The organism is Duganella levis (assembly GCF_009857605.1).
Classification (GTDB): Bacteria; Pseudomonadota; Gammaproteobacteria; order Burkholderiales; family Burkholderiaceae_D; genus Rugamonas; species Rugamonas levis.
In genome coordinates, this window is sequence record NZ_WWCT01000025.1 from 15,654 (window position 1) to 36,451 (window position 20,798).

Here is a 20,798-nt window from a genome sequence, read left to right on the forward strand (position 1 = left end):
CAAAACCTGCGATAATGTTGCATTCACGCCCAAGCATCCTCACTTAGTACCTATGCAAAATACCCTGTTGTTAGTAGACGGCTCCAGCTATCTTTATCGCGCCTTCCATGCGCTGCCCGACCTGCGCAGCGCCGACGGCCATCCGACCGGCGCCATGCACGGCATGGTCAACATGCTGCGCCGCCTGCGCGCGGACTACCCGGCCGCCTACATCGCCTGCGTATTCGACGCTAAGGGCAAGACTTTCCGCGACGATATGTATCCGGAATACAAGGCCACGCGCGCCTCGATGCCGGACGATCTGCGCCTGCAGATCGAGCCGATCCACGAGGCGGTCAAGGCCATGGGCTGGCCGATCCTGATGGTGGAGGGCGTGGAGGCGGACGACGTCATCGGCACGCTGTCGGTCGAGGCGTACAAGGCCGGCATGAACGTGGTGGTGTCCACCGGCGACAAGGATCTGGCGCAGTTGGTCAACGACAAGGTCATGCTGATCAACACCATGACCAACGAGAAGATGGACGAAGCCGGCGTGCTGGCCAAGTTCGGCGTGCCGCCGAACCGCATCATCGATTACCTGACGCTGATCGGCGACACCGTCGACAACGTGCCGGGCGTGAACAAGTGCGGCCCGAAGACCGCGCTGAAATGGCTGACCGCCTACGATTCGCTGGACGGCGTGATGAGCAACGCCGACAAGATCACCGGCGCCGTCGGTCAGAACCTGCGCGACGCGCTGGAATGGCTGCCGAAGGGCCGCGAACTGATCACCGTCAAGCTGGACTGCGACCTGACCGGCCACATGGTGTCGATCAGCGAATCGCTGGTCGCGCGCGAGGAAGACAAGGAATCGCTGCTGGCCTTCTTCGGCAAATACGGCTTCAAGACGCTGCTGCGCGAACTGGGCGTGGCGGCCAGCACGCCGGCCGGTGCGCCGGCCTCGACCGTGAAGGTATCGCTGGATGCGCCGGTGGGCGGCGCCGCCTCCATGAATGGCGACCTGTTCGCCGAACCGGTGGTCGCCACCTATGAAACGGTCAGCACCGACGAACAGCTGGACCAGTGGATTGCCCGCATCAACGCCGCCGAACTGACTGCGGTCGACACCGAAACCACCTCGCTGGAGCCGATGACGGCGCAGCTGGTCGGCATCTCGCTGTCGGTCAAAGCGGGCGAGGCCTGCTACATCCCGGTGGCGCACGCCTACCAGGGCGTTCCTGAGCAACTGGAGCGCGAGCACGTGCTGGCCAGGCTGAAGCCGTGGCTTGAAGACGCCACCAAGCTCAAGGTCGGCCAGAACCTCAAGTACGACAGCCATATTTTCGCCAACCATGGCGTGTCGCTGCAAGGCATCCACCACGATACGCTGCTGGAATCGTATGTGTTTGAATCGCACCGCACGCACGACATGGACAGCCTGGCGCTGCGCCACCTGAACCACACCACGATTCCGTTCGTGGACGTGTGCGGCAAGGGCGTCAACATGATTACCTTCGACCAGGTGGCGATCGACCGCGCCACCGAGTACGCGGCGGAAGACGCCGACATCACGCTGCGCCTGCACCAGAACATGATCGGCGAAGTGGAGAAGGACGAAAAGCTGAACTTCATCTACCGCAACATCGAGCTGCCGACGGCGGTGGTGCTGCAAAAGATCGAGCGCAACGGCGTGCAGATCGACGCCGCGCTGCTGGCGCAGCAGTCCGGCGAACTGGGTGCGCGCATCATCGAGCTGGAAGCCAAGGCGCATGAGCTGGCCGAGCAGCCGTTCAACCTTGGTTCGCCGAAGCAGATCGGCGAGATTTTCTTTGAGAAGCTGAAGCTGCCGGTGGTGAAGAAGACGCCTAGCGGCGCGCCGTCGACCGACGAGGAAGTGCTGCAAAAGCTGGCCGAGGATTATCCGCTGCCGAAAGTGCTGCTGGAATACCGCAGCCTGTCCAAGCTGAAATCGACCTACACCGACAAGCTGCCGAAGGGCATCAATGCCCAGACCGGCCGCGTGCACACCAACTACGCGCAAGCGGTGGCGGTAACGGGGCGTTTGGCGTCCAACGATCCCAACCTGCAAAACATTCCGATCCGCACCAAGGAAGGCCGCCGCATCCGCGAGGCGTTCGTGGCGCCGGCCGGTTCGCACATTGTGTCGGCCGATTATTCGCAGATCGAACTGCGCATCATGGCCCACATTTCGGAAGATGAGAACATGCTCCGCGCGTTTGCCGAGGGTGTGGACATTCACCGCGCCACTGCCGCCGAGATTTTCGGCATCGCGCCGGAGTCGGTGGAAAGCGAACAGCGCCGCTACGCCAAGGTGATTAATTTCGGCCTGATCTACGGCATGAGCGCGTTCGGGCTGGCGGGCAATCTGGGCATCGAGCGTGGTGCGGCGCAGAGCTATATCGAACGCTATTTTGCGCGCTTCTCGGGCGTGAAGCAGTATATGGACGACACGCGCCTGCAAGCCAAGGCGCGCGGCTACGTGGAGACGGTGTTCGGCCGCCGCTTGTGGCTGCCGGAGATCAATTCGCCGAATGGCCCGCGCCGTCAGGGCGCTGAGCGCGCGGCAATTAACGCGCCGATGCAGGGCACGGCCGCCGACCTGATCAAGCTGGCCATGATCGCGGTGCAGAACTGGCTGGAAGCCGAGAAGCTGGGCACGCGCATGATCATGCAGGTGCACGACGAACTGGTGCTGGAAGTGCCGGACGCCGAGCTGGAACTGATCAAGCAAAAGCTGCCGGAACTGATGGCCGGCGTGGCGAAACTGAAAGTACCGCTGATTGCAGAAGTGGGCATTGGCGCGAACTGGGATCAAGCACACTAAGGAGCTATGGATGGATGATTTGACGCGTGATGCAGAGAGTTTGCTGACTAAAACCAACCTGTCGGACGGCGTCGATCGTCGCGGCTTCCTGAAGACCGCCCTCGGCACCGGCTTTGCCGCCGCCACCCTGCCGGTGATGGCGCAAAACGTCGTCAAGACCGACACGGTTGGCCTGACCGCCGGCACCATCGTTCTCAATATCGGCGGCCAGGATGTGCCAGTCTATCGCGCCCAGCCGGAAGGCAAGACCAACCTGCCGGTGGTGCTGGTGATCTCGGAAATCTTCGGCGTCCACGAGCATATCGCCGACGTCGCCCGCCGCTTCGCCAAACAAGGCTACCTGGCGCTGGCGCCGGACCTGTTCATCCGCCAGGGCGACCCGACCAAGGTCGCCTCCATCGCCGACCTGCAACGCGACATCATCTCCAAAACCCCGGACGCGCAAGTGTTCACCGACCTTGACGCCGTGGTCGCCTGGGCCAAGGTCAACGGCGGCAATGCCGACAAGATCGCCATCACCGGCTTCTGCTGGGGTGGCCGCATCACCTGGCTGTACGCCGCGCACAATCCGTCGATCAAGGCCGGCGTGGCCTGGTACGGCCGTCTGATGGGGGACAGCAACGCCAACTTTCCCAGGCACCCGATCGATGTTGCTGGCACTCTGACCGTGCCCGTGCTGGGCCTGTACGGCGCCAAGGACACCGGCATCTCGCAAGAGTCGATCGTGGTGATGAAAGCGGCGCTGGCCAAGGGCCCGAACAAGTCCACGTTCATTATCTACCCGAACTCCGGCCACGCCTTCCACGCCGACTACCGGCCGAGCTATGTCGAGGCCGACGCCAAGGACGGCTGGGGCCGGACATTGGCCTGGTTCAAGCAAAACGGCGTCATTTGAGCGGTTTTTAAGCAAAAAAGCATGCTGGGGAGTAAAATAACGCCCCGGCCTGCGCGACAGCGCGCACCGCCCAAGCACCAGAGGCTATAACATCGATCCCGTACTCATCTCCATTTTATTGGCAACCACACTGGCTGGCGTAGTGAGCATCACTGCGGCGGCCGTGTTCTCGTTTACCTTGCTGTCCAAGGTGGTCGAGCGCATGGTCAGCCTGTCGGTCGGCATTATGCTGTCGACGTCGCTGCTGCATGCCTTGCCGGAAGCGTTCGAGTCGAACGCCAGCGCGCGCAGCCTGTTCGCCACCCTGCTGGTCGGCCTGCTGGCGTTCTTCCTGCTGGAGAAGCTGGCCATCCTGCGTCACTCGCACCACCACGAGCACGACGGTCACCATCACCACCACGGCCACGACAAGCATGAGGCTGGCAAGGCCGGCTGGATGATCCTGGTCGGCGACGGCATGCACAACTTCACCGACGGCATCCTGATCGCGGCCGCCTTCCTGGCCAATCCTGAGCTGGGCCTGGTGACCGGACTGGCGATTATCGCCCACGAGATTCCGCAGGAAATCGGCGACTTCATCGTGCTGCTGAATGCCGGCTTCTCGCGCACCCGCGCCTATGTGTACAACCTGCTGTGCAGCCTGCTGGCGATTGCCGGCGGCCTGCTGGGCTACTACACGCTGGACCGCGCCAGCAGCCTGATCCCCTACGTGCTGGTATTTGCTTCATCTGGTTTCATCTACATTGCGCTCAGCGATCTGATGCCGCAAATGCAGCGCCGCGCCACGCTGCGCGAGACGGTGCCGCAAGTGCTGCTGATTGCGGCCGGCGTTGCCATCGTCGTGTTCCTGGTCGGTCACCACCACTGAGTCTGTCCTGCAACAATGCCGCTTGCTTGTTGCAATGCGGCATGAAGCCGGCGGTTATAATCGTCCGCTGTACTTCAACAAAGGAACTCACGTGAAACGTTCGCTTATCAGCGCTGCCTGCTGCGCCTTACTCGTCCTATCCTCTCCATCGTATGCCCAGCAAGAGTCGGGCATCGATCTGAAAACCCTGGACTCGGCAGTGCGTCCGCAGGATGACTTCTACGGTTACGTCAACGGCATCTGGACCCGCAACACCGAAATCCCGGCCGACAAATCGACCTGGGGCACCTACATCGAACTGCGCGAAACCGCGCAAGGCCAGCTGCGCTCGGTAATCGACGCCGCGGTGAAAAATCCCGGCAAGGCCGGCAGCGAAACGCACAAGATCGCGGACCTGTACACCAGTTTCATGAACGAGAAGGCGCGCAATGCGGCCGGCTTCAAGCCGCTGCACGGCGACCTGGCGCACGTGGCCGCCATCAAGGACAAGAAAGATCTGCCGGCGCTGTTCGCCTACCTGCAACGCAACAGCATCCAGACGCCGTTCTCGGCCGGCGTGTCGGTCGATGCGCAAGATCCGGATCAGTACACGCTGAACGTCGGCCAGTCCGGCCTGGGCTTGCCGGACCGCGACTACTACCTGAAAGACGACGACGCCAAACTGAAAGGCGCGCGCGACAAGTACCAGCAACACATCGCCACGCTGCTGGCGAAGAGCGGCGACAAGGATGCCGCCACCCACGCCGCGCAAGTGCTCGACATCGAAATCCGTCTGGCCAAAGCACAATGGACCCGCGTGCAGATGCGCGATCCGGTCAAATCGTACAACCGCGTCGACTTCGACAAATTCAGTGAACTGGCGCCGGCCTTCGACTGGAAAGCCTACTTCGCCGCCACCGGCATGTCGCCGAAAGCCTCGTCGGCCGTGGTGCGTCAACCGAGCTTCCTGACCGGCTTCTCCGAAGTGGTGGCAGATGTGCCGCTGGATGCATGGAAGAGCTACTTCAACTGGCGCATCATCGAAAGCTATGCGTCCTACCTGGACAGCGACACCGTCAAGGAACGCTTCGCCTTTGAAGGCACCGTGCTGCGCGGCGTGCCGCAAAGCGAACCGCAATGGCAACTGGCGCTGCGCTTCACCGACAGTGCGCTCAGCGATGCGGTCGGCAAGCTGTACGTCAAAACCTATCTGGCGCCGGAAACCAAGCCGCGCGTGATGGCCATGTTCAACAACTTCGTCGCCTCGTTCAAGGACGGCATCGACAAACTGGACTGGATGGGCCCGGAGACCAAGAAAGAAGCGCAAGCCAAGCTGGCCGCGCTGCGTCCGAACATCGCCTACCCGGATAAATGGCGCGACTACAGCGCGCTGAAAACCCAGCCGACCGACCTGATCGCCAACGTGCGCGCCTCGCGTGCCTGGGCTCGTCAGCGCAACCTGGACAAACTGGGCAAGCCGGTGGACCGCGAAGAATGGTCGATGACGCCGCAAACCGTCAACGCCAGCTACAACCCGTCGCTGAACGCGATCACGATTCCGGCCGCGATCTTGCAGCCGCCGTTCTTCAACGTCAAAGCGGAAGACGCGGTCAACTACGGCCTGCTGGGCATCACCTTCGGCCACGAAATCAGCCACGCGTTCGACGACTCCGGCAGCCAGTACGACGCCAAGGGCCGCCTGCGCAACTGGTGGACCGCCGACGACCGCGCCGCCTTCAAAGCGCGCGCTGCCGGCCTGGTCAAGCAGTATGGTTCGTACAGCCCGGTGCCGGGCTACTTCATCAACGGTGAGCTGACGCTGGGTGAAAACATCGGTGACAACTCCGGCCTGTCGCTGACGCTGAAGGCCTACCAGCGTTCGCTGGGCGGCAAGCCATCGCCGGTGATTGACGGCTTGACCGGTGAGCAGCGTCTGTATATTGGCTTCGCGCAGAAATGGCGCGCCAAGCTGCGTCCGGAAGCGGCCATCGCCCAGATCAAGAGCGACCCGCACTCGCCTGGCGAATTCCGCGCCAAAGGCACCGTGATGAACCAGCCAGGCTTCTACGAAGCGTTCGGCATCAAACCAGGCGACCCGATGTACCTGCCGCCTGAACAGCGCGTGATCATGTGGTAATGATGTAAGTTGATACGTCCTCGCCGGCCATCAGGCCGGGGAGGGCGCTTAGTCGAAGAAGCGCATATTCTTGTAGGGCTGCGCTCGACATTCCGACAGACGCGAACTGAGCGTCCCCACATGCGCTTCCAACCGATGACCATCGGGGTCCAGGAAGTAAAACGAATCGCCCTCGCTGCGATTTGGCTGCCACTCCACCACACCGCTCTTCAGAAGTTTTCGTCTAAACGCATCGAAATCGGCCTGTTGCACTGAAAACGCATAATGCGTATAGCTTGCCGAGGCATCCGTCGGCCCCGACGACAAGCAAAGCCACAACTCCCCCAGCGACAGATACGCCCCCGTCTCCCAAATTGCCTCCGGCTTAAAATTCAGCAGCCGCGAATAGAAGTCAAAACTTCTCGATAGATTGGAAACGGCAAGCGTCAGATGATTAAATCCAGTCAGCACAGGAGGCCTTCCACAAGATTTTAAAAGCTCATCTTAGCAAAGCGCATCGCAGCCCGAGTGAGATTTGACTGTGTTATCCTGAATACTACTGAAGCGTTGGAGACCACGCTATGTCACATATCACAAGCACCAAACGTAGTGCCGGGATGGTTTTTGGCGATTTTTTCGCCCTGATCGGCGTGATGGCCTTCATGGGCGGCAGCCAGACCATAGGCGCGTTCCTGTTCGTCAGCGGCATCGCCCTCTACACCACCACAGCCGCCGCCCGCTGGCTCATCGCGAAGATCTCCAGCCGATAGCGCACCTTGCGACCCCTCTATCGTCCACGCTTTGCGCTAGCAATCGCCGGGCATAAGATGTCGCAATGAACTCTAGACAAAACAAGCATCCACGCCAGAAGAAATCTGACCATTTGTTCATCGATACGGTTTTGGAGATATTGAAGAGACCGTACAAGCTGATTTGGATACAGAAGAGGATATCGTTAACGGCCGGACAATTCCGCATGAAGAAGTAATGGCGCAGGCTATGCAGATCATTGCTCAACATGGACAGCGAAAGCGAAAAATCGGCTGAATCTCGCATACGCTGGTCTGCTACAGCGATGCATCATTTTCGGCAACATTGGATCATAGAGCCGCCCAAGACCAGCGCGCCGCCATGTTGGTGGCTCAGCGAGTTGCGAGAGCACTGAGCGCGCTGAGCTTGCAGCCTGAACTCGGTACGGCTGTTGGCAGACCTCCACACGTAAATTGGACGAAACGTTAGTTTGATCCGATTCGGTGGTGTCGGGTCCATCTCAGTAAATCAACAGCGCTGTGACGCAAACGGCATTACACAGTGGCTGATGGCGTTTCGACCTGAAGATGTAGTGCTACAGTTACGCCGCTAGCGGCCACTAGCAGACACTGGCTTTATCGATCTGATTTGAATATGTTGGATATGCCGACTTACTTTAAACGACACTGCGATGAGCTTCGAGGCGATGAGCATAACGCTTGGGGAACCTCTTGGTGGTACTTCGAAGTTGATGAGAAAGGTCGGGTACTTCGTCAGATTGAGCAGTACGATTCGGGTGTTCGCTTGTGTTATGGTGAGCAGCATATAGAGGATGAGTTCGGTGGATTGAGTCAAGCCGCGCTAGATTTATCTGAGTCCGGATACACTGCAATCTCGTTACAAGATTTCGAGGCAGCTTGGAGCCTCTCGTAGATATGCGGCAACCGGCCAAAAGTTACGATCTTCTCCCAGAGTCAAAATGAACGGACTGGACGGAAACGGCACACGTCATCAATCACCTTAACTCAGCGTTACCTTACTTAGGAGAGTTTAATTGTCCGTGGAACATAATCCCAATGCCGCTGACACTGCGCCTGTGCAGAGAGAGAGAATTTCGGGAGAGATAGCTTCTGCAACCCGCCGTTTTTGGACCTTCGTGGCTGATCAAGTCGCTATATGGATAGGGTTGCTTACTTTGCAGATCGGCTACGGCGTGGCATACGGAATAGATGCTCTTGAAGCGCTAAACGGCATCAAGTGGTGGGGCATTTGCATAGCATTTTACTTTCTTTACTACGTATCTTTTGAGGCGATTTCCGGAAGAACGATTGGAAAGATCCTGACCGGCACGCGCGTTGTGACCACGAGTGGACTGGCGCTTTCCATCCCCACGACATTCGTACGTACGTTGTGCCGTTTACTTCCTTTTGAGCCGATGTCCTTTTCACTGGGTGAGACTTGGTGGCACGACTCGCTCAGCCGGACGCAGGTAGTGCGTTCGCACAGCACAACCTAGCGGCTTGGGCCTTGGGGTGTGACCTCGTAAGTTTTGGCAGATGGCAAGCTGCTATCCTAAATGCCGTCGGCCGAATTCGGCCAAAAGCCGTCATTTAATATTCGGGGTGACATTTGTCCGACGCAATAATTTATCTCCATCTCGAACCCGAATCATCGCTCCCCGAAATCGCCAACGAGCCAACTCGTATGGTCGTAATTGTTGAAGCGGAAGTGTCGCCCGAGTGGCAGTCGCTGGTTAGCGATTGGATTGTTCGGTCTGGCTGCCTGTATATGATGGCGTGGGGCATCGAGTGCAGTTCTTGGGATGACTCAGTAGACTGGGCGAATATCGATAAATATGGCGAGGAGCCAATTCCGGATGACGGCTTCGTCATGACCACTTGGCACTCAGATGAGCCATTGGAGGAGGTTTTTTGGTTTTCTAAGAACGTCGCTTTCCATTCGGTCGTCGATTTACAACGCACGATACTTCTTCACATTTCCACGACGGAGCGAAGGGATCAACTGATCAAAGCATATGAAGCAGCGTGACCATCTGCTTCGGGGCTGCTTCCGCCTGGTGTGACAATTCGTGAACTTTCCGCTTGAGCAGGATGCTACCCTGAGGGCGATCGGCCGGGTACGGCCAAGAGCCGACGTTCGCTTAGTTTCACCAACAAATTTCTTTATACGACAATGCGGGAAGGTTGAGTGCGAGCAAGCGGCCATCCCCGCTTTGCTCGACTGAACCCGATCTAGGGCAATCTAGTTATAAGAGTGCGTTTATCTTTGGAAGCACGTTATTGCAACTGTTGAGACCATAAAGGTATGCTAATGCAAACAGAGCCGCATCCTGCTGTTTTAGTTATTGCCCGCGCTCTATTATTGGTGTTGGGATTTTCCATCTTAGCGGGGTGTACTGCTTTGTATTTCTTCGGCGTTGAAGCCACATTTTTGACATGGTTATTAGCTATCAGCATAGGCATCCTGTTGATAGTATCTGCGTGTTTTGACTCCGCTTCGGGCGTGGTAGCTACGATTATCATCTTTTTCTATCCATTAAGCTGATGCCGCCATTCCCGCTGGGGCGCGACGACCACAATGAGGTGACAGCAACCGGCCACAAGCGGACAATTTTGATAAATGAAAGTCAGACGACTGCCACGGATATGGAAGTATTGAAGATGAAACTGAAATTATTCAGCCTAGGCACACTGATGCTCTGTACATCGTTGGCTTCCAACGCAGCTACGATCAGTGACACAAGCCCCGTCGCTGTTGCCAATAAATTTGTAGACGCATTGCAGCATCAGCGTTACAAAGACGCTGCGACCTTGTTTGTTCCGGGAGGAGTGGGAGATATCAATGCCACCGAGCACGCCTTACAGCGAATCGACGACAGTCTCGGCGGTCTTTCAACGATACATCCTATCGCAACTCTAGCTGACGGTAAAACTATTAAATTGGAAGTTGGTACGCATCAAAATACGCCGCTGAAATTTCAGAAATTTGTGCAGGTTCGATATGTCTCCACCGCCAACGATGGGCAGCCAGTTTTTTACGAATTGAACCTTACAGCTGACCATATGCCACCACAGATTTTATCGGTCGCGCTGCATTTTCCCGCAGCCGATACAAAGTCATTCAAACGCGCAAATCAGTTCGTATCCGCCATTAATTATTGAAGCACCGTCAAAATGGCAGTAAGCGGCCAGTAGCGGTCAATCGATTAGGTGATCAATCGTTTTAGAGGCGGTGAAGTGATAAATCGAATTTTTCTAGGAATAGGATTATTGCTTCCGACCTTCGCTCTCGCGCAGACGGGGGAAGTGGCGGTGTCGAATTTTTCTGGCGTCTGGGAATACAAGGGGACAACCGAGCTTTCCGGGACTACTTACGTGGTGCAACAGCGCTATACGTTTTATCAACGTGGGCACCGCATCTGCGGCTGTCTTGAAAGGAGCGGTGCGCCAAACACAATGCTTGAGCAGTATGCAATCAGTGGAGAAGCGCATCGCGACTATGCCGATCTGTGGATGGATGGGGGAACGCCTCGCTCGGCAACGTATTCGCCTCGTTATCCATTTGAGCCTGATGACTTAATTCGACTAAAAAAGTATGCTAAAAAGCTCATCATGGGTAATGTGCATCAACCAAAAAACCTGCGCACGTTCGTTTTTCCGAAAGATGATCAGATCGTTTATTTGGCGAATATGCCATTGAAGAAATTGCCTGAAGCACCGAATTCCAATGTTTGCGATTTAGAGGAACAGGGAGCGACTCGCAGATTTCTGGATGCTTGCCTTAGCGATCCGGTCAAATTGGAGCGCTAGACGGCAGCGTCAAATTCGTCAATAGCCAAACTATCCGCCGACAGCACCCGGCCAATACCGGACCTTCGCAACTCATTAAGATAAGAGTTTTCATCTTTGGGTATCTTTGTAATTATGTTGTTCTATTTGCGGTTTGAGCTAGCTGTCCCACAAACTTTCGATTGATTATATGTCGCTTGAATTGATACTCGTTTTTGCACTAACAGCCCCGCCCTCGACAGACAGCTTGCAGGCCGCGTTAGTTCGCCACAGTATTCCAATTCAACTCTCACAAGTTCATGAACTACAAAAACACAAAGGGTTCTTGCCGCTCGATTATGAGGCAAAGAAGACCGGCTTTTACGTTACTCAGCTAACGTACAACGAGCTGCTATCGGACTATCCAGAAGCCAAGCTTGCAACAGATGCTGGTAAGGCCGTTATTTCTTTAGAATTCGGTGGACATTTTTTGGAATGCGCTTCCGTATTTCAAATTGCCTCGGTACTGGTATCAGAGTTTGGCGCGAATGCGTTCGATACCGAGTCTCTCAGCTACCTCTCTCTTGAGGACATCAGTAGTAATGCATCAGCCTGCTACGAAGAGTCTAAAAAAACGGAAAATACAAAGTGATGCGTTGTGCTGCATTTCAGTACCCGTCAACAAATGACCTGCTGCCGAGACTTCGGCCTCGAGGGTCCGAGATGGGGCGATAGCAGTCTCTCGTCGCTCCATTATTTGATTGCATGCCCAACTGCTAAGGGAAGTAATATGATGCGATGGATTCCAGAAGAAGCAAGCAGGCAGAAGCACTGGCGACTCTTGGCGTTGAAGAGCGCGCTCGTCTGGAGCATTTAGCCGGAGTGGCGCAATTGACGCCGGAAGAGATGTGGCCTGAAGTTTGGCAGTATGGCTTTGACGACGTAGAGGACAGCATTCAGGCAGGGCTTGATGCTGATGAAGACGTAAGGGCGGGACGCACGGTCCCGCATGACGAGGTGATGGCGAAGGCGTTGGCTGTTCTGGAAGCCAGGGTCAGAAGCAAGGCCGGCTGAGTGTGAAGCTTGGAGACCTTAATTGCCGGTAGCAACCGGGCGATTCGTGTCGCTCACCCACTCACTCCACGACCCCGGATACAGCGCCGCACCCGGCAGACCCGCGACTTCCAGGGCCAGCAGGTTGTGGCAGGCGGTGACGCCGGAGCCGCATTGCATGATGGCCTCTGGTGCGCTGGCGAACAGCGGCGCAAACTCGGCCTTCAACTGCGCCGCATCCTTGAAGCGGCCGTCGGCGGTCAGGTTGTCTTTGAAGAAGCGGTTCTTGGCGCCGGGAATGTGGCCGCCGACCGGGTCGATGGTTTCGTTCTCGCCGCGATAGCGATCGGTGGCGCGGGCGTCCACTACGGTGCGGGCTTGTGTCGACAGGTTGGCCACCACGTCATCCGCGCTCACCGTCGAAACCAGCGAATCACGCTCGCTGATCGAACCCGGCGTGCGGCGCTCGGCGTGCGTCACCATCGGCTGGCCGGCTGCTTGCCATGCCACCAGCCCACCATCCAGCACCGCCACCGCCGGATGACCCACCCAGCGCAGCAGCCACCACAAACGCGCCGCGAACATGCCGCCGTGCGCGTCGTAGGCCACCACCTGCGTGTCGTCGTCGATGCCCCAGCCGCGCAGCGTTTCGATCAGGGCAGCGCGGCCCGGCAGCGGGTGACGGCCCTGGAACTTGCCATCCGCCCCAATCTTCGCGCCCGACAGATCCGTGTCCACATTGGCAAACTGCGCGCCGGCGATGTGGCCGATGGCGAAGCTGTCGAAGCCCGCGTTCGGGTTCATCAGGTCGTGGCGGCAATCGAGGATGACCCATTTCGGATCTTCCAGATGCTGGGACAGGGTGGCGGCGTCGATCAGGGTGGTGTGCATGAACGGTTTCCTTATACTTCGCTGGCGATGGGGTCGGTATCGGCAATAGCCTTGCCTTTGTCGGTGCTGCGCGTATTGTAGAACGTTGCGGCCATGCCTGACGCGAGAATGATGCCGATGCCCGCCCAGCTATGCCAGTCGAACACGTCGCCGAAGATGAACACGCCCCAGATGCTGGAGAACACGATGCCGGTGTACTGCAGATTCGCCACCACCAGCGTGTTGCCGAGGCGGTAGGCGCGCGTCATGGCGATCTGCGCGCTGGTGGCGCAGACGCCGATGGCCAGCAGCAGCAGGCCGCTGCGCAGGCTGGAAATCGGATGCCATACCGGGCCGTCGCCGCCGCCGGTCAGGAACACGCCAACGATGCCAGCCACCAGATTCATGACGGTGAAATAGAACACTACGCGGTTTTCCGGCTCACCAGCCAGGCCCATTTTGCGGACCTGCATATAGGCGGTGGCGGTAATCACGCTGGAGCCCAGCGCAATCAGCGCCGGCGTCAGTTGATTGGAGTTGAAAGCAGGGCGCAGCAGCAGCGTGACGCCGACAAAGCTCAGCCCCACAGCCACCATCAGCGGCCATTTGATGTCGCCCTTGGCGTGCCACCAGCCCATGGCGAACAGCCAGACGGCGATCCAGATCGGCGACATGTAGTTGAGCGTCATGGCGGTGGCCAGCGGCAGCTGGCCGATCGAGTAGTACCACAGCCACAGCGAGGTGACGCCGATCAGGCCGCGCCACACGTGGGCGCCCGGCATCGCGGTGCGGAAGGTTTCGCCGCGCAAGGTGATGATGGCGCCGAGGGTGATCACGCCGACCACGCCCCGGTACATGACCAATTCGGATGTTGAGAACTCTGCAGAAGCCAGCTTGACGCAGACCCCCATGACGGCAAACATAAAACTCGCAAACAACATCCAGAGTGACTGCATCGTGAAACCTTATAAGTCCATTTTACGTTGGTACCACTCGTGGAAGTGTTGCATGCCGTCTTCCATCGGTGATTGATACGGTCCGCCGTCGGTTTCGCCGCGGTCCATCAGGACTTTGCGGCCGGCGTCCATGCGTTGGCCGATTTCGTCGTCTTCGATGCAGGTTTCCATGTAGGCGGCGCGTTCGGCCTCGATGAATTCGCGCTCGAACAGCACGATTTCTTCCGGATAGTAGAACTCCACCACGTTTTTGGTGCGGTTCGGACCTTCCGGCCACAGGGTCGAGACGATCAGCACGTGCGGATACCATTCGACCATGATGTTCGGATACAGGGTCAGCCAGATGGCGCCGTAGGGTGGCGGTTCGCCGCCGCGGAACTTCAGCACCTGTTCCTGCCAGTGCTTGTAGACTTCCGAGCCGGACTTTTGCAGGCCCTTGTGCACGCCCACGGTCTGCACACTGTACTCGCGGCCGAAATCCCAACGCAGGTCGTCACAGGTGACGAAGCTGCCCAGTCCGGGATGGAACGGTTCGACGTGGTAGTCCTCCAGGTAGACTTCGATGAAAGTCTTCCAGTTGTAGTCGCAGTGGTGCACTTCCACGTGATCCAGCATATAGCCGCTGAAATCGAGGTCTTGGGTGACCGACAGGCCGTTCAGCGCGTCCATGACGTCGTAGCCGTTTTGCTCGAACAGCAGGCCATTCCAGTTTTGCAACGGGGTCTTGGGCAGGTTCAGACATGGCGTCTCGGGGAAGTGCGGCGCGCCGATCAACTCTCCCTTGAGGTCATAGGTCCAGCGGTGCAACGGGCAGACGATGTTATTCGTATTGCCACGGCCGTTGAGCATCAGCGCCTGGCGGTGACGGCAGACATTGGACACCAGTTCGATGCCGTCGGCGTTACGCACCAGCATGCGGCCTTCATTCTCGGCGGCGAGGGTGGCGTAGTCGCCGGCGTTCGGCACCATCAGCTCGTGTCCGACATAACGCGGACCGGCTTTAAACAGTTGCTGCATTTCTCGCTGCAGTAGCGATTCGTCAAAATAGACGCTTACCGGAAGTTGCGCAGTTGGCCGCGCTAGCTTGGCGTGGGTACCCAGATCGGACATCCAAACCCCCCTTAATTAATGTTCAAACCAAGAAGAGACAGAATCCGTAAAGACCCGCATACGAAATGCGTTGAGGTGGTATTTAGGACAGAACCGGCGATTATACCGTGTTTTGCGCTCGACTGACAGTATGCTGTGCTCGTTAATTGTGCAAAAAATTGCAATAACTGCATGCTTGCAAGGCAAATGGGGGCGATTGCGATAAAATCCAGAGTCGCCGCTACGCGGTCCCGCTAATGTTCCACCTGATAAGATGGTTTGTTCTAAAATACCGGGTTACACTGCGCGGGCCTCAAGTGTGCCAAGCATGCCAAAGATAACTGAGTGACTATGTCTAAGAAATTAACTGCCGACGCGACCGCCGCCGCCCTCGCTCCCGCTTCGTTTGAAGAGGCGATGGCGGAACTGGCGCAGTTGGTCGCGCAAATGGAGGCAGGCCAACTGCCGCTGGAAGCTTCGGTGGCCGCCTATGCGCGCGGCTCGGAGCTGGTGAAGTTCTGCGCCGCCCAGCTGGAAAAAGTGGAATCCCAAGTCAAAGTGCTGGAAGGCGAGATGCTGAAACCCTTCGTCGTTACCGGCGAGGGCGAACAATGAGCGCCTTTGACGATTGGATGAAAACCGTGCAGGCCGGATCGGAAAACGATTTATCCGGTTTCTTGCCTTCTTCCGATGTGATCCCGACCAAGCTGCACGCGGCGATGCGCTATGCGCTGCTGGGTGGCGGCAAGCGGGTGCGTCCGCTGCTGGTGTACGCGGCCGGCGCGCTGTTCGGCGCCGACTCGGCAACCCTGAGCCGCGCCGCCGCCGCTGTCGAAATGATCCACGCCTACTCGCTGGTGCACGACGACATGCCATGCATGGATGACGATGAACTGCGCCGCGGCAAGCCGACCGTGCACATCGCCTACGACGAAGCCACCGCGCTGCTGGTCGGCGACGCCTTGCAGTCGCAGGCCTTCATGGTGCTGTCGGCAGCGGACCAGATTCCGCCGGCGCGCGTGCTGGCGATGGTGCGCCTGCTGGGCGAGGCATCCGGTTCGGCCGGCATGTGCGGCGGTCAGGCGATTGATCTGGACAGCGTCGGCATCAGCCTGACGCTGGAACAGCTGGAGCGCATGCACCAGCTGAAGACCGGCGCCTTGCTGCGCGCGTCGGTGGTGCTGGGCGCCTTGGCCGGCAAGGATCTGTCTGACGAAGAACTGAGCGCGCTGAATATCTACGCGCGCGCCATCGGCCTGGCGTTCCAGGTGGTGGACGATGTGCTCGACGCGACGGCCGATTCGGCCACGCTGGGCAAGACCGCCGGCAAGGACGCCGCCGATAACAAGCCGACCTACGTTTCCATTTTAGGTCTGGCGCCATCGCGCGCACTGGCGGAAAAATTGCGGCTCGACGCGCACGCAGCGCTCGCGCCGTTTGGAGAAAAAGCTTTGCGATTACGCGAACTCGCGGACCTGATCGTGCAGCGGAAGGCATAAATGAACTTGCTCGAAAAAATAGATTCCCCGGCCGATGTACGCAAACTGCCGTACAGCCAACTGACGCCGCTGGCGCATGAACTGCGCGCCTACCTGCTCGACTCCGTGTCCAAGACCGGCGGCCATTTGTCGTCCAATCTCGGCACGGTAGAACTGACGGTAGCGCTGCACTATGTGTTCAACACGCCGCATGACCGCATCGTCTGGGACGTGGGCCATCAGACCTACTCGCACAAGATCCTGACCGGCCGCCGCGACCGCATGCACACGCTGCGCCAGCTGGACGGCATCTCGGGCTTCCCGAAGCGCGACGAGTCGGAATACGACACCTTCGGCACCGCGCACTCGTCGACCTCCATCTCGGCGGCGCTGGGCATGGCGCAGGCGGCCAAGATCAAGGGCGAGCAGCGCCACGCGATCGCGGTGATCGGCGACGGCTCGATGACGGCCGGTATGGCGTTCGAGGCGTTGAATAACGCCGGCGTGCAGGACGACGTCAATCTGCTGGTGATCCTGAACGATAACGATATGTCGATCTCGCCGCCGGTCGGCGCGCTGAATCGCTATCTGGCGCGTTTGATGTCCGGTCAGTTCTACGCCGCCGCCAAAAACGTCGGCAAGTCGGTGCTGCCTGGCCCTGTGCTGGAACTGGCCAAGAAGCTGGAAGAGCACGCGAAAGGCATGGTGGTCCCGGCCACCATGTTCGAGGAATTCGGCTTCAACTACATCGGCCCGATCGACGGCCACGATCTGGACTCGCTGATCCCGACGCTGCAAAACATCAAGCACCTGAAAGGCCCGCAGTTCCTGCACGTGGTGACCAAAAAGGGCCAGGGCTACAAGCTGGCCGAGGCCGAGCCTATCCTGTACCACGGCACCGGCAAGTTCAATCCGGCCGAAGGCATCAAGCCGGCCGCCGCGCCGGCCAAGAAAACCTACACCGAGGTATTTGGCGACTGGCTGTGCGACATGGCCGCAGCCGACAAGAAGCTGGTCGGCATCACGCCGGCCATGCGCGAAGGCTCGGGCATGGTGCGCTTCAACCATGAGTATCCGGACCGTTACTTCGACGTCGGCATCGCCGAGCAGCATTCGGTGACCTTTGCCGGCGGCCTGGCCTGCGAAAACCTCAAGCCGGTGGTGGCGATCTACTCGACCTTCCTGCAACGCGCCTACGATCAGCTGATCCACGATGTGGCGCTGCAAAACCTGGACGTGACCTTTGCGCTGGACCGCGCCGGCCTGGTAGGCGCGGACGGCGCCACCCACGCCGGTAACTATGACCTGGCTTACCTGCGCTGCATCCCGAACATGGTGGTGATGGCCGCGTCGGACGAAAACGAATGCCGTCAGATGCTGACCACCGGCTACCAGTACAACGGCCCGGCAGCGATCCGCTATCCACGTGGCGCCGGCATTGGCGCGGCGATCAAGCCGGAGCTGACCACGATTGAAATCGGCAAGGGCGAAATCAAGCGCACCGGCCAGAAGATCGCGATCCTGGCGTTTGGTTCGATGGTGGCGCCATCCGTGGCCGCCGGCGAAACGCTGAACGCCACTGTCGCCAATATGCGCTTCGTCAAGCCGCTGGACGTGGAACTGGTGAAGCAACTGGCCGCCGATCATGATTACTTCGTGACGGTGGAAGAGGGCTGCATCATGGGCGGCGCCGGCGCTGCCGTAGCGGAAGCGCTGGCGGCCGAAGGCATCGTCAAGCCAGTGCTGATGCTTGGCCTGCCGGACAAGTTCATCGACCATGGCGACCCGGCCAAGCTGTTGTCCAGCGTGGGCCTGGACGCAGCCGGCATCACCGCCTCGATCAAACAGCGCTACCTGAGCGACGAACCACGTCTGGTCGTTAATAACGGCTAAGCACACGCGCCGCTTCGGCGGCCATCGCCTCGTAGCCCGCATCGCCGGGGTGCAGGTGGTCGCCGCTGTCATAGCGCGCTTGCATGCGTGACGGCTGCTGCGGATCACGCAGCAGCGCATCCATATCGGCCACTGCGTCGAACTCCTTACTCTCCCTGATCCATTGGTTGACCTGCCGGCGCAGCGCGTCCTTGACGGGAGTGTAGTAGCCGTCGATGGCTGTGCCTTCAAACGGCGGCAGCGTGGCGCCGATGATTTGTACCTGGCGCGCGTGGGCCTGAGCGATCAGTTGGCGGTAGGCCGCGATCATGCGGTCCGCCGCCATCGGTGCTTCATGCGGAGCGAAGATGGATTGCGGCCAGCCGATATCGTTAATCCCCATCAGCACAATCGCGGTGCGGACGCCGGGCTGCGACAGCACGTCCTGCTCGAAGCGCGCCGCCGCGTTGACGCCCATGCGGTCGCCCAGCAGGCGCGCGCCGGAAATGCCGGCGTTGACCACCGCCACACCGCCGGGGCTGAGGCGCGCGGCGAGGTAATCGGGCCAGCGGCGATCCTGGTCTGGCGTGGAGCCATTGCCGTCGGTGATGGAGTCGCCAAATGCGGCGACCACGCCCGCCGCTCCGGCCGGCGCCTCCACCCAGATCCCGCTCAGCAGCACGCGGCCGTGCAGTGACTGAGTATCCTCCAACGTGAGGTCGGCAGTGCGATTACCATTCACAATAGCACCTGTCTGCTGCGCGCCCCAATGGAAGGTCACCAATGGCGTATGCTCCGGCAGATACACGCTGACGGCCAGCTTTTGCAGCGTCGCCACCGGCATTGCCAGCGCATCGCTCACCGCTGGCGCGCCGGGCGGTATCACCACACTGGCCTGGCCGCCAAAAGTCAGCGGCCGCATGGTCTCACCGGCAGGGCCAACACGCACCTCGCCGACCAAGAGCGGCTGCGTGCCGTAGCGGTTCGACAGCACCACGCGCAGCCGCGAACCGCCGACGCTGATGCGCGCCGTCTCACGCACCGTCTGCCGCTCCAGCACCGCCGGCACGCCGGTCGGCAGCGCAAACTCGCTGGCCTCCCAGACCGCATGAGGACTGGCCTGCCAGGTCGCCAGCCAGTTTTCCGCCGCCTGCGGCGTATTGATGATGGCTGCCAGCGTGGCAGCCGCAAGGTATCGCTTCATGATGCTCTCCTGTCGAAAAGCCCACGATAGGACATTCCATTCGAGCGCAGAAGGCGGCAATTGTGACTATACTTCATTCAAATATCGAATGAGGATCGAATGGATACCATCCGCTCGCTACGCTGCTTTGTGCGCGCCGTTGAATTGGGCAGCCTGTCCGCCGTCGCCCGCGAGGAGGGCACAACGCAGCCCACCGTCAGCAAAATTGTCGCCGCGCTGGAGCGGGAACTGGGCGTGCGGCTGCTGGAACGTAGCACCACCAGCTTGCAAGCTACGCCGCAAGGAATGCGCTTCTACCAGCGCGCGCTCGGCGTGCTGGCCGAATACCAGGAAGCGGTAGCGGAAGCGCGCGGCCAGACCGAAACGCCGGCGGGACTGATCCGCGTGAATGCGCCGGCAGCGTTTGGGCAGTTCTGCCTCAACGCCATGCTGGCGCCGTTCCTGGCGCGGCATCCGCAAGTCGACATCGAACTGATACTCGATGACCGCATGGTCGATCTGGTCAAGGAAGGCGTCGATATCGCCATCCGCCAGGGACGGGAACTGCCGCCCGATGCGATTGCGCGACTGGCGGGAAGCTCGCCGCGCCAGCTGGTGGCATCGCCGGACTATCTGCGCGTGCACGGCAAACCAAAGCAGCCGCAGGATCTGGCGCGCCACGACTATATCCGTTTCGCGTGGCTGGCAGATGGCGATCTGCTCACATTGCATAACGGCGAACATACCGAAACCGTGCCGACGCGGGGCCGTTATCGGGTCAATCACGCGCTCGCCATCCGCCAAGCGCTTGCTGTGGGAGGCGGCATCGGTCTGTGTCCGCTATGGCTGGTGCAGGACTTGCTGGACAGTGGCGCGCTGGTGCGCGTGCTGCCGCGATGGCATGGGCAGGAGCAGCCGCTGCACCTGCTGTCGCCGTCGCGCCGCTACCAGCCATTGCGGGCACGATTGCTGCTGGATTATCTCGTAGAACAAATCGCTTTGCTGCCGGGATACAACGCTTCCTGAAATTTCCTTGCGCAGCGGGCAGGCTGTCCTATATTGATATAAACAGTTTAT

The 20,798-nt window shown here is 59.3% G+C and carries 21 protein-coding genes; 16 read left to right on the forward strand and 5 right to left on the reverse strand.

The annotated features are described in order from the left end of the window. Positions 1–52 precede the first annotated feature (52 nt). The 4 genes from polA to GTP69_RS24830 all read left to right on the forward strand — a co-directional run bounded on the left by polA (position 53) and on the right by GTP69_RS24830 (position 6,703). Complete coding sequence (gene polA / locus GTP69_RS24815) at positions 53–2,824, forward strand: DNA polymerase I (protein ID WP_161057387.1); 2,772 nt, start codon at positions 53–55, stop codon at positions 2,822–2,824. Between the two features lie 10 nt (positions 2,825–2,834). After that, a complete protein-coding gene (locus GTP69_RS24820; protein WP_161057388.1) occupies positions 2,835–3,719 on the forward strand; it encodes a dienelactone hydrolase family protein in 885 nt (294 codons plus the stop codon). 163 nt (positions 3,720–3,882) lie between these two features. Next, positions 3,883–4,587, forward strand: a complete 705-nt coding sequence (locus GTP69_RS24825) for a ZIP family metal transporter (protein ID WP_371868114.1) — start codon at positions 3,883–3,885, stop codon at positions 4,585–4,587. Positions 4,588–4,678: 91 nt separating this feature from the next. Next, on the forward strand, positions 4,679–6,703 hold the full coding sequence (locus tag GTP69_RS24830) for a M13 family metallopeptidase (RefSeq protein ID WP_161057389.1): 2,025 nt from the start codon (positions 4,679–4,681) through the stop codon (positions 6,701–6,703). 48 nt (positions 6,704–6,751) lie between these two features. On the opposite strand, the gene fos is transcribed toward GTP69_RS24830, so the two are convergent. After that, positions 6,752–7,153 (reverse strand): fosfomycin resistance glutathione transferase, encoded by a 402-nt coding sequence (gene fos / locus GTP69_RS24835; RefSeq protein WP_161057390.1) that lies wholly within the window; start codon positions 7,151–7,153, stop codon positions 6,752–6,754. A gap of 110 nt (positions 7,154–7,263) precedes the next feature. Here fos and GTP69_RS24840 point away from each other — a divergent pair, with 110 nt between their 5' ends. The 8 genes from GTP69_RS24840 to GTP69_RS24875 all read left to right on the forward strand — a co-directional run bounded on the left by GTP69_RS24840 (position 7,264) and on the right by GTP69_RS24875 (position 12,294). Beyond that, positions 7,264–7,452 (forward strand): hypothetical protein, encoded by a 189-nt coding sequence (locus GTP69_RS24840; protein WP_161057391.1) that lies wholly within the window; start codon positions 7,264–7,266, stop codon positions 7,450–7,452. 1,040 nt (positions 7,453–8,492) lie between these two features. Next, entirely contained in the window at positions 8,493–8,948 is a 456-nt protein-coding gene (locus tag GTP69_RS24845) for an RDD family protein (RefSeq protein ID WP_371868115.1), read from the forward strand. Between the two features lie 113 nt (positions 8,949–9,061). After that, complete coding sequence (locus tag GTP69_RS24850; protein ID WP_161057393.1) at positions 9,062–9,481, forward strand: DUF7684 family protein; 420 nt, start codon at positions 9,062–9,064, stop codon at positions 9,479–9,481. A 282-nt stretch (positions 9,482–9,763) separates the two neighbouring features. Next, the gene (locus GTP69_RS24855; RefSeq protein WP_161057394.1) at positions 9,764–9,997 is read left to right on the forward strand and encodes a hypothetical protein; all 234 of its coding nucleotides are present in this window, start codon (positions 9,764–9,766) and stop codon (positions 9,995–9,997) included. Next, positions 9,997–10,614 (forward strand): hypothetical protein, encoded by a 618-nt coding sequence (locus GTP69_RS24860; protein WP_161057395.1) that lies wholly within the window; start codon positions 9,997–9,999, stop codon positions 10,612–10,614. Before GTP69_RS24855 ends, GTP69_RS24860 begins: the two co-directional genes overlap by 1 nt. Before the next feature lie 48 nt (positions 10,615–10,662). Next, positions 10,663–11,262 carry a hypothetical protein gene (locus tag GTP69_RS24865; RefSeq protein WP_161057396.1) on the forward strand — a complete coding sequence of 200 codons (600 nt, stop codon included), beginning with the start codon at positions 10,663–10,665 and terminating at the stop codon, positions 11,260–11,262. Between the two features lie 169 nt (positions 11,263–11,431). Further along, complete coding sequence (locus GTP69_RS24870) at positions 11,432–11,872, forward strand: hypothetical protein (protein ID WP_161057397.1); 441 nt, start codon at positions 11,432–11,434, stop codon at positions 11,870–11,872. A gap of 146 nt (positions 11,873–12,018) precedes the next feature. Then, positions 12,019–12,294: a hypothetical protein gene (locus GTP69_RS24875; RefSeq protein ID WP_161057398.1), complete on the forward strand. Its 276-nt coding sequence runs from the start codon at positions 12,019–12,021 to the stop codon at positions 12,292–12,294. 18 nt (positions 12,295–12,312) lie between these two features. Here GTP69_RS24875 and GTP69_RS24880 read toward each other — a convergent pair whose 3' ends face one another. Genes GTP69_RS24880 through GTP69_RS24890 form a run of 3 tightly spaced genes read right to left on the reverse strand, consistent with a single transcriptional unit; the run spans position 12,313 to position 15,209 of the window. Then, positions 12,313–13,164 (reverse strand): sulfurtransferase, encoded by an 852-nt coding sequence (locus GTP69_RS24880; protein WP_161057399.1) that lies wholly within the window; start codon positions 13,162–13,164, stop codon positions 12,313–12,315. 11 nt (positions 13,165–13,175) lie between these two features. Beyond that, positions 13,176–14,099 (reverse strand): DMT family transporter, encoded by a 924-nt coding sequence (locus tag GTP69_RS24885; protein ID WP_161057400.1) that lies wholly within the window; start codon positions 14,097–14,099, stop codon positions 13,176–13,178. Between the two features lie 9 nt (positions 14,100–14,108). Continuing rightward, a complete protein-coding gene (locus GTP69_RS24890; protein ID WP_161057401.1) occupies positions 14,109–15,209 on the reverse strand; it encodes an aromatic ring-hydroxylating oxygenase subunit alpha in 1,101 nt (366 codons plus the stop codon). A gap of 330 nt (positions 15,210–15,539) precedes the next feature. Here GTP69_RS24890 and GTP69_RS24895 point away from each other — a divergent pair, with 330 nt between their 5' ends. The 3 genes from GTP69_RS24895 to dxs are packed head-to-tail and all read left to right on the forward strand — an operon-like array spanning position 15,540 to position 18,559. Further along, positions 15,540–15,803, forward strand: a complete 264-nt coding sequence (locus GTP69_RS24895) for an exodeoxyribonuclease VII small subunit (RefSeq protein ID WP_161057402.1) — start codon at positions 15,540–15,542, stop codon at positions 15,801–15,803. Beyond that, the gene (locus tag GTP69_RS24900; RefSeq protein WP_161057403.1) at positions 15,800–16,687 is read left to right on the forward strand and encodes a polyprenyl synthetase family protein; all 888 of its coding nucleotides are present in this window, start codon (positions 15,800–15,802) and stop codon (positions 16,685–16,687) included. The genes GTP69_RS24895 and GTP69_RS24900 overlap by 4 nt, the downstream gene beginning before the upstream one ends. Then, the gene (gene dxs / locus GTP69_RS24905) at positions 16,688–18,559 is read left to right on the forward strand and encodes a 1-deoxy-D-xylulose-5-phosphate synthase (protein WP_161057404.1); all 1,872 of its coding nucleotides are present in this window, start codon (positions 16,688–16,690) and stop codon (positions 18,557–18,559) included. It abuts the gene before it with no gap. On the opposite strand, the gene GTP69_RS24910 is transcribed toward dxs, so the two are convergent. Next, entirely contained in the window at positions 18,546–19,742 is a 1,197-nt protein-coding gene (locus GTP69_RS24910) for an SGNH/GDSL hydrolase family protein (protein ID WP_161057405.1), read from the reverse strand. The two genes, dxs and GTP69_RS24910, sit on opposite strands and share 14 nt — an antisense overlap. 99 nt (positions 19,743–19,841) lie before the next feature. On the opposite strand from GTP69_RS24910, the gene GTP69_RS24915 reads away from it, so the two are divergent. Continuing rightward, positions 19,842–20,747, forward strand: a complete 906-nt coding sequence (locus GTP69_RS24915; RefSeq protein ID WP_161057406.1) for a LysR family transcriptional regulator — start codon at positions 19,842–19,844, stop codon at positions 20,745–20,747. Positions 20,748–20,798: the final 51 nt, after the last annotated feature.

What these genes read in the sequence shown, in the direction of transcription:
- GTP69_RS24820 (WP_161057388.1), top strand. Translation starts at nt 2,835, where the DNA reads ATGGATGATTTGACGCGTGATGCAGAGAGTTTGCTGACTAAAACCAAC.
- polA (WP_161057387.1), top strand. Translation starts at nt 53, where the DNA reads ATGCAAAATACCCTGTTGTTAGTAGACGGCTCCAGCTATCTTTATCGC.
- GTP69_RS24860 (WP_161057395.1), top strand. Translation starts at nt 9,997, where the DNA reads ATGCCGCCATTCCCGCTGGGGCGCGACGACCACAATGAGGTGACAGCA.
- GTP69_RS24895 (WP_161057402.1), top strand. Translation starts at nt 15,540, where the DNA reads ATGTCTAAGAAATTAACTGCCGACGCGACCGCCGCCGCCCTCGCTCCC.
- GTP69_RS24885 (WP_161057400.1), bottom strand. Translation starts at nt 14,099, where the DNA reads ATGCAGTCACTCTGGATGTTGTTTGCGAGTTTTATGTTTGCCGTCATG.
- GTP69_RS24910 (WP_161057405.1), bottom strand. Translation starts at nt 19,742, where the DNA reads ATGAAGCGATACCTTGCGGCTGCCACGCTGGCAGCCATCATCAATACG.
- GTP69_RS24900 (WP_161057403.1), top strand. Translation starts at nt 15,800, where the DNA reads ATGAGCGCCTTTGACGATTGGATGAAAACCGTGCAGGCCGGATCGGAA.
- GTP69_RS24870 (WP_161057397.1), top strand. Translation starts at nt 11,432, where the DNA reads ATGTCGCTTGAATTGATACTCGTTTTTGCACTAACAGCCCCGCCCTCG.
- GTP69_RS24840 (WP_161057391.1), top strand. Translation starts at nt 7,264, where the DNA reads ATGTCACATATCACAAGCACCAAACGTAGTGCCGGGATGGTTTTTGGC.
- GTP69_RS24855 (WP_161057394.1), top strand. Translation starts at nt 9,764, where the DNA reads ATGCAAACAGAGCCGCATCCTGCTGTTTTAGTTATTGCCCGCGCTCTA.
- GTP69_RS24915 (WP_161057406.1), top strand. Translation starts at nt 19,842, where the DNA reads ATGGATACCATCCGCTCGCTACGCTGCTTTGTGCGCGCCGTTGAATTG.
- dxs (WP_161057404.1), top strand. Translation starts at nt 16,688, where the DNA reads ATGAACTTGCTCGAAAAAATAGATTCCCCGGCCGATGTACGCAAACTG.
- GTP69_RS24880 (WP_161057399.1), bottom strand. Translation starts at nt 13,164, where the DNA reads ATGCACACCACCCTGATCGACGCCGCCACCCTGTCCCAGCATCTGGAA.
- GTP69_RS24890 (WP_161057401.1), bottom strand. Translation starts at nt 15,209, where the DNA reads ATGTCCGATCTGGGTACCCACGCCAAGCTAGCGCGGCCAACTGCGCAA.
- GTP69_RS24875 (WP_161057398.1), top strand. Translation starts at nt 12,019, where the DNA reads ATGGATTCCAGAAGAAGCAAGCAGGCAGAAGCACTGGCGACTCTTGGC.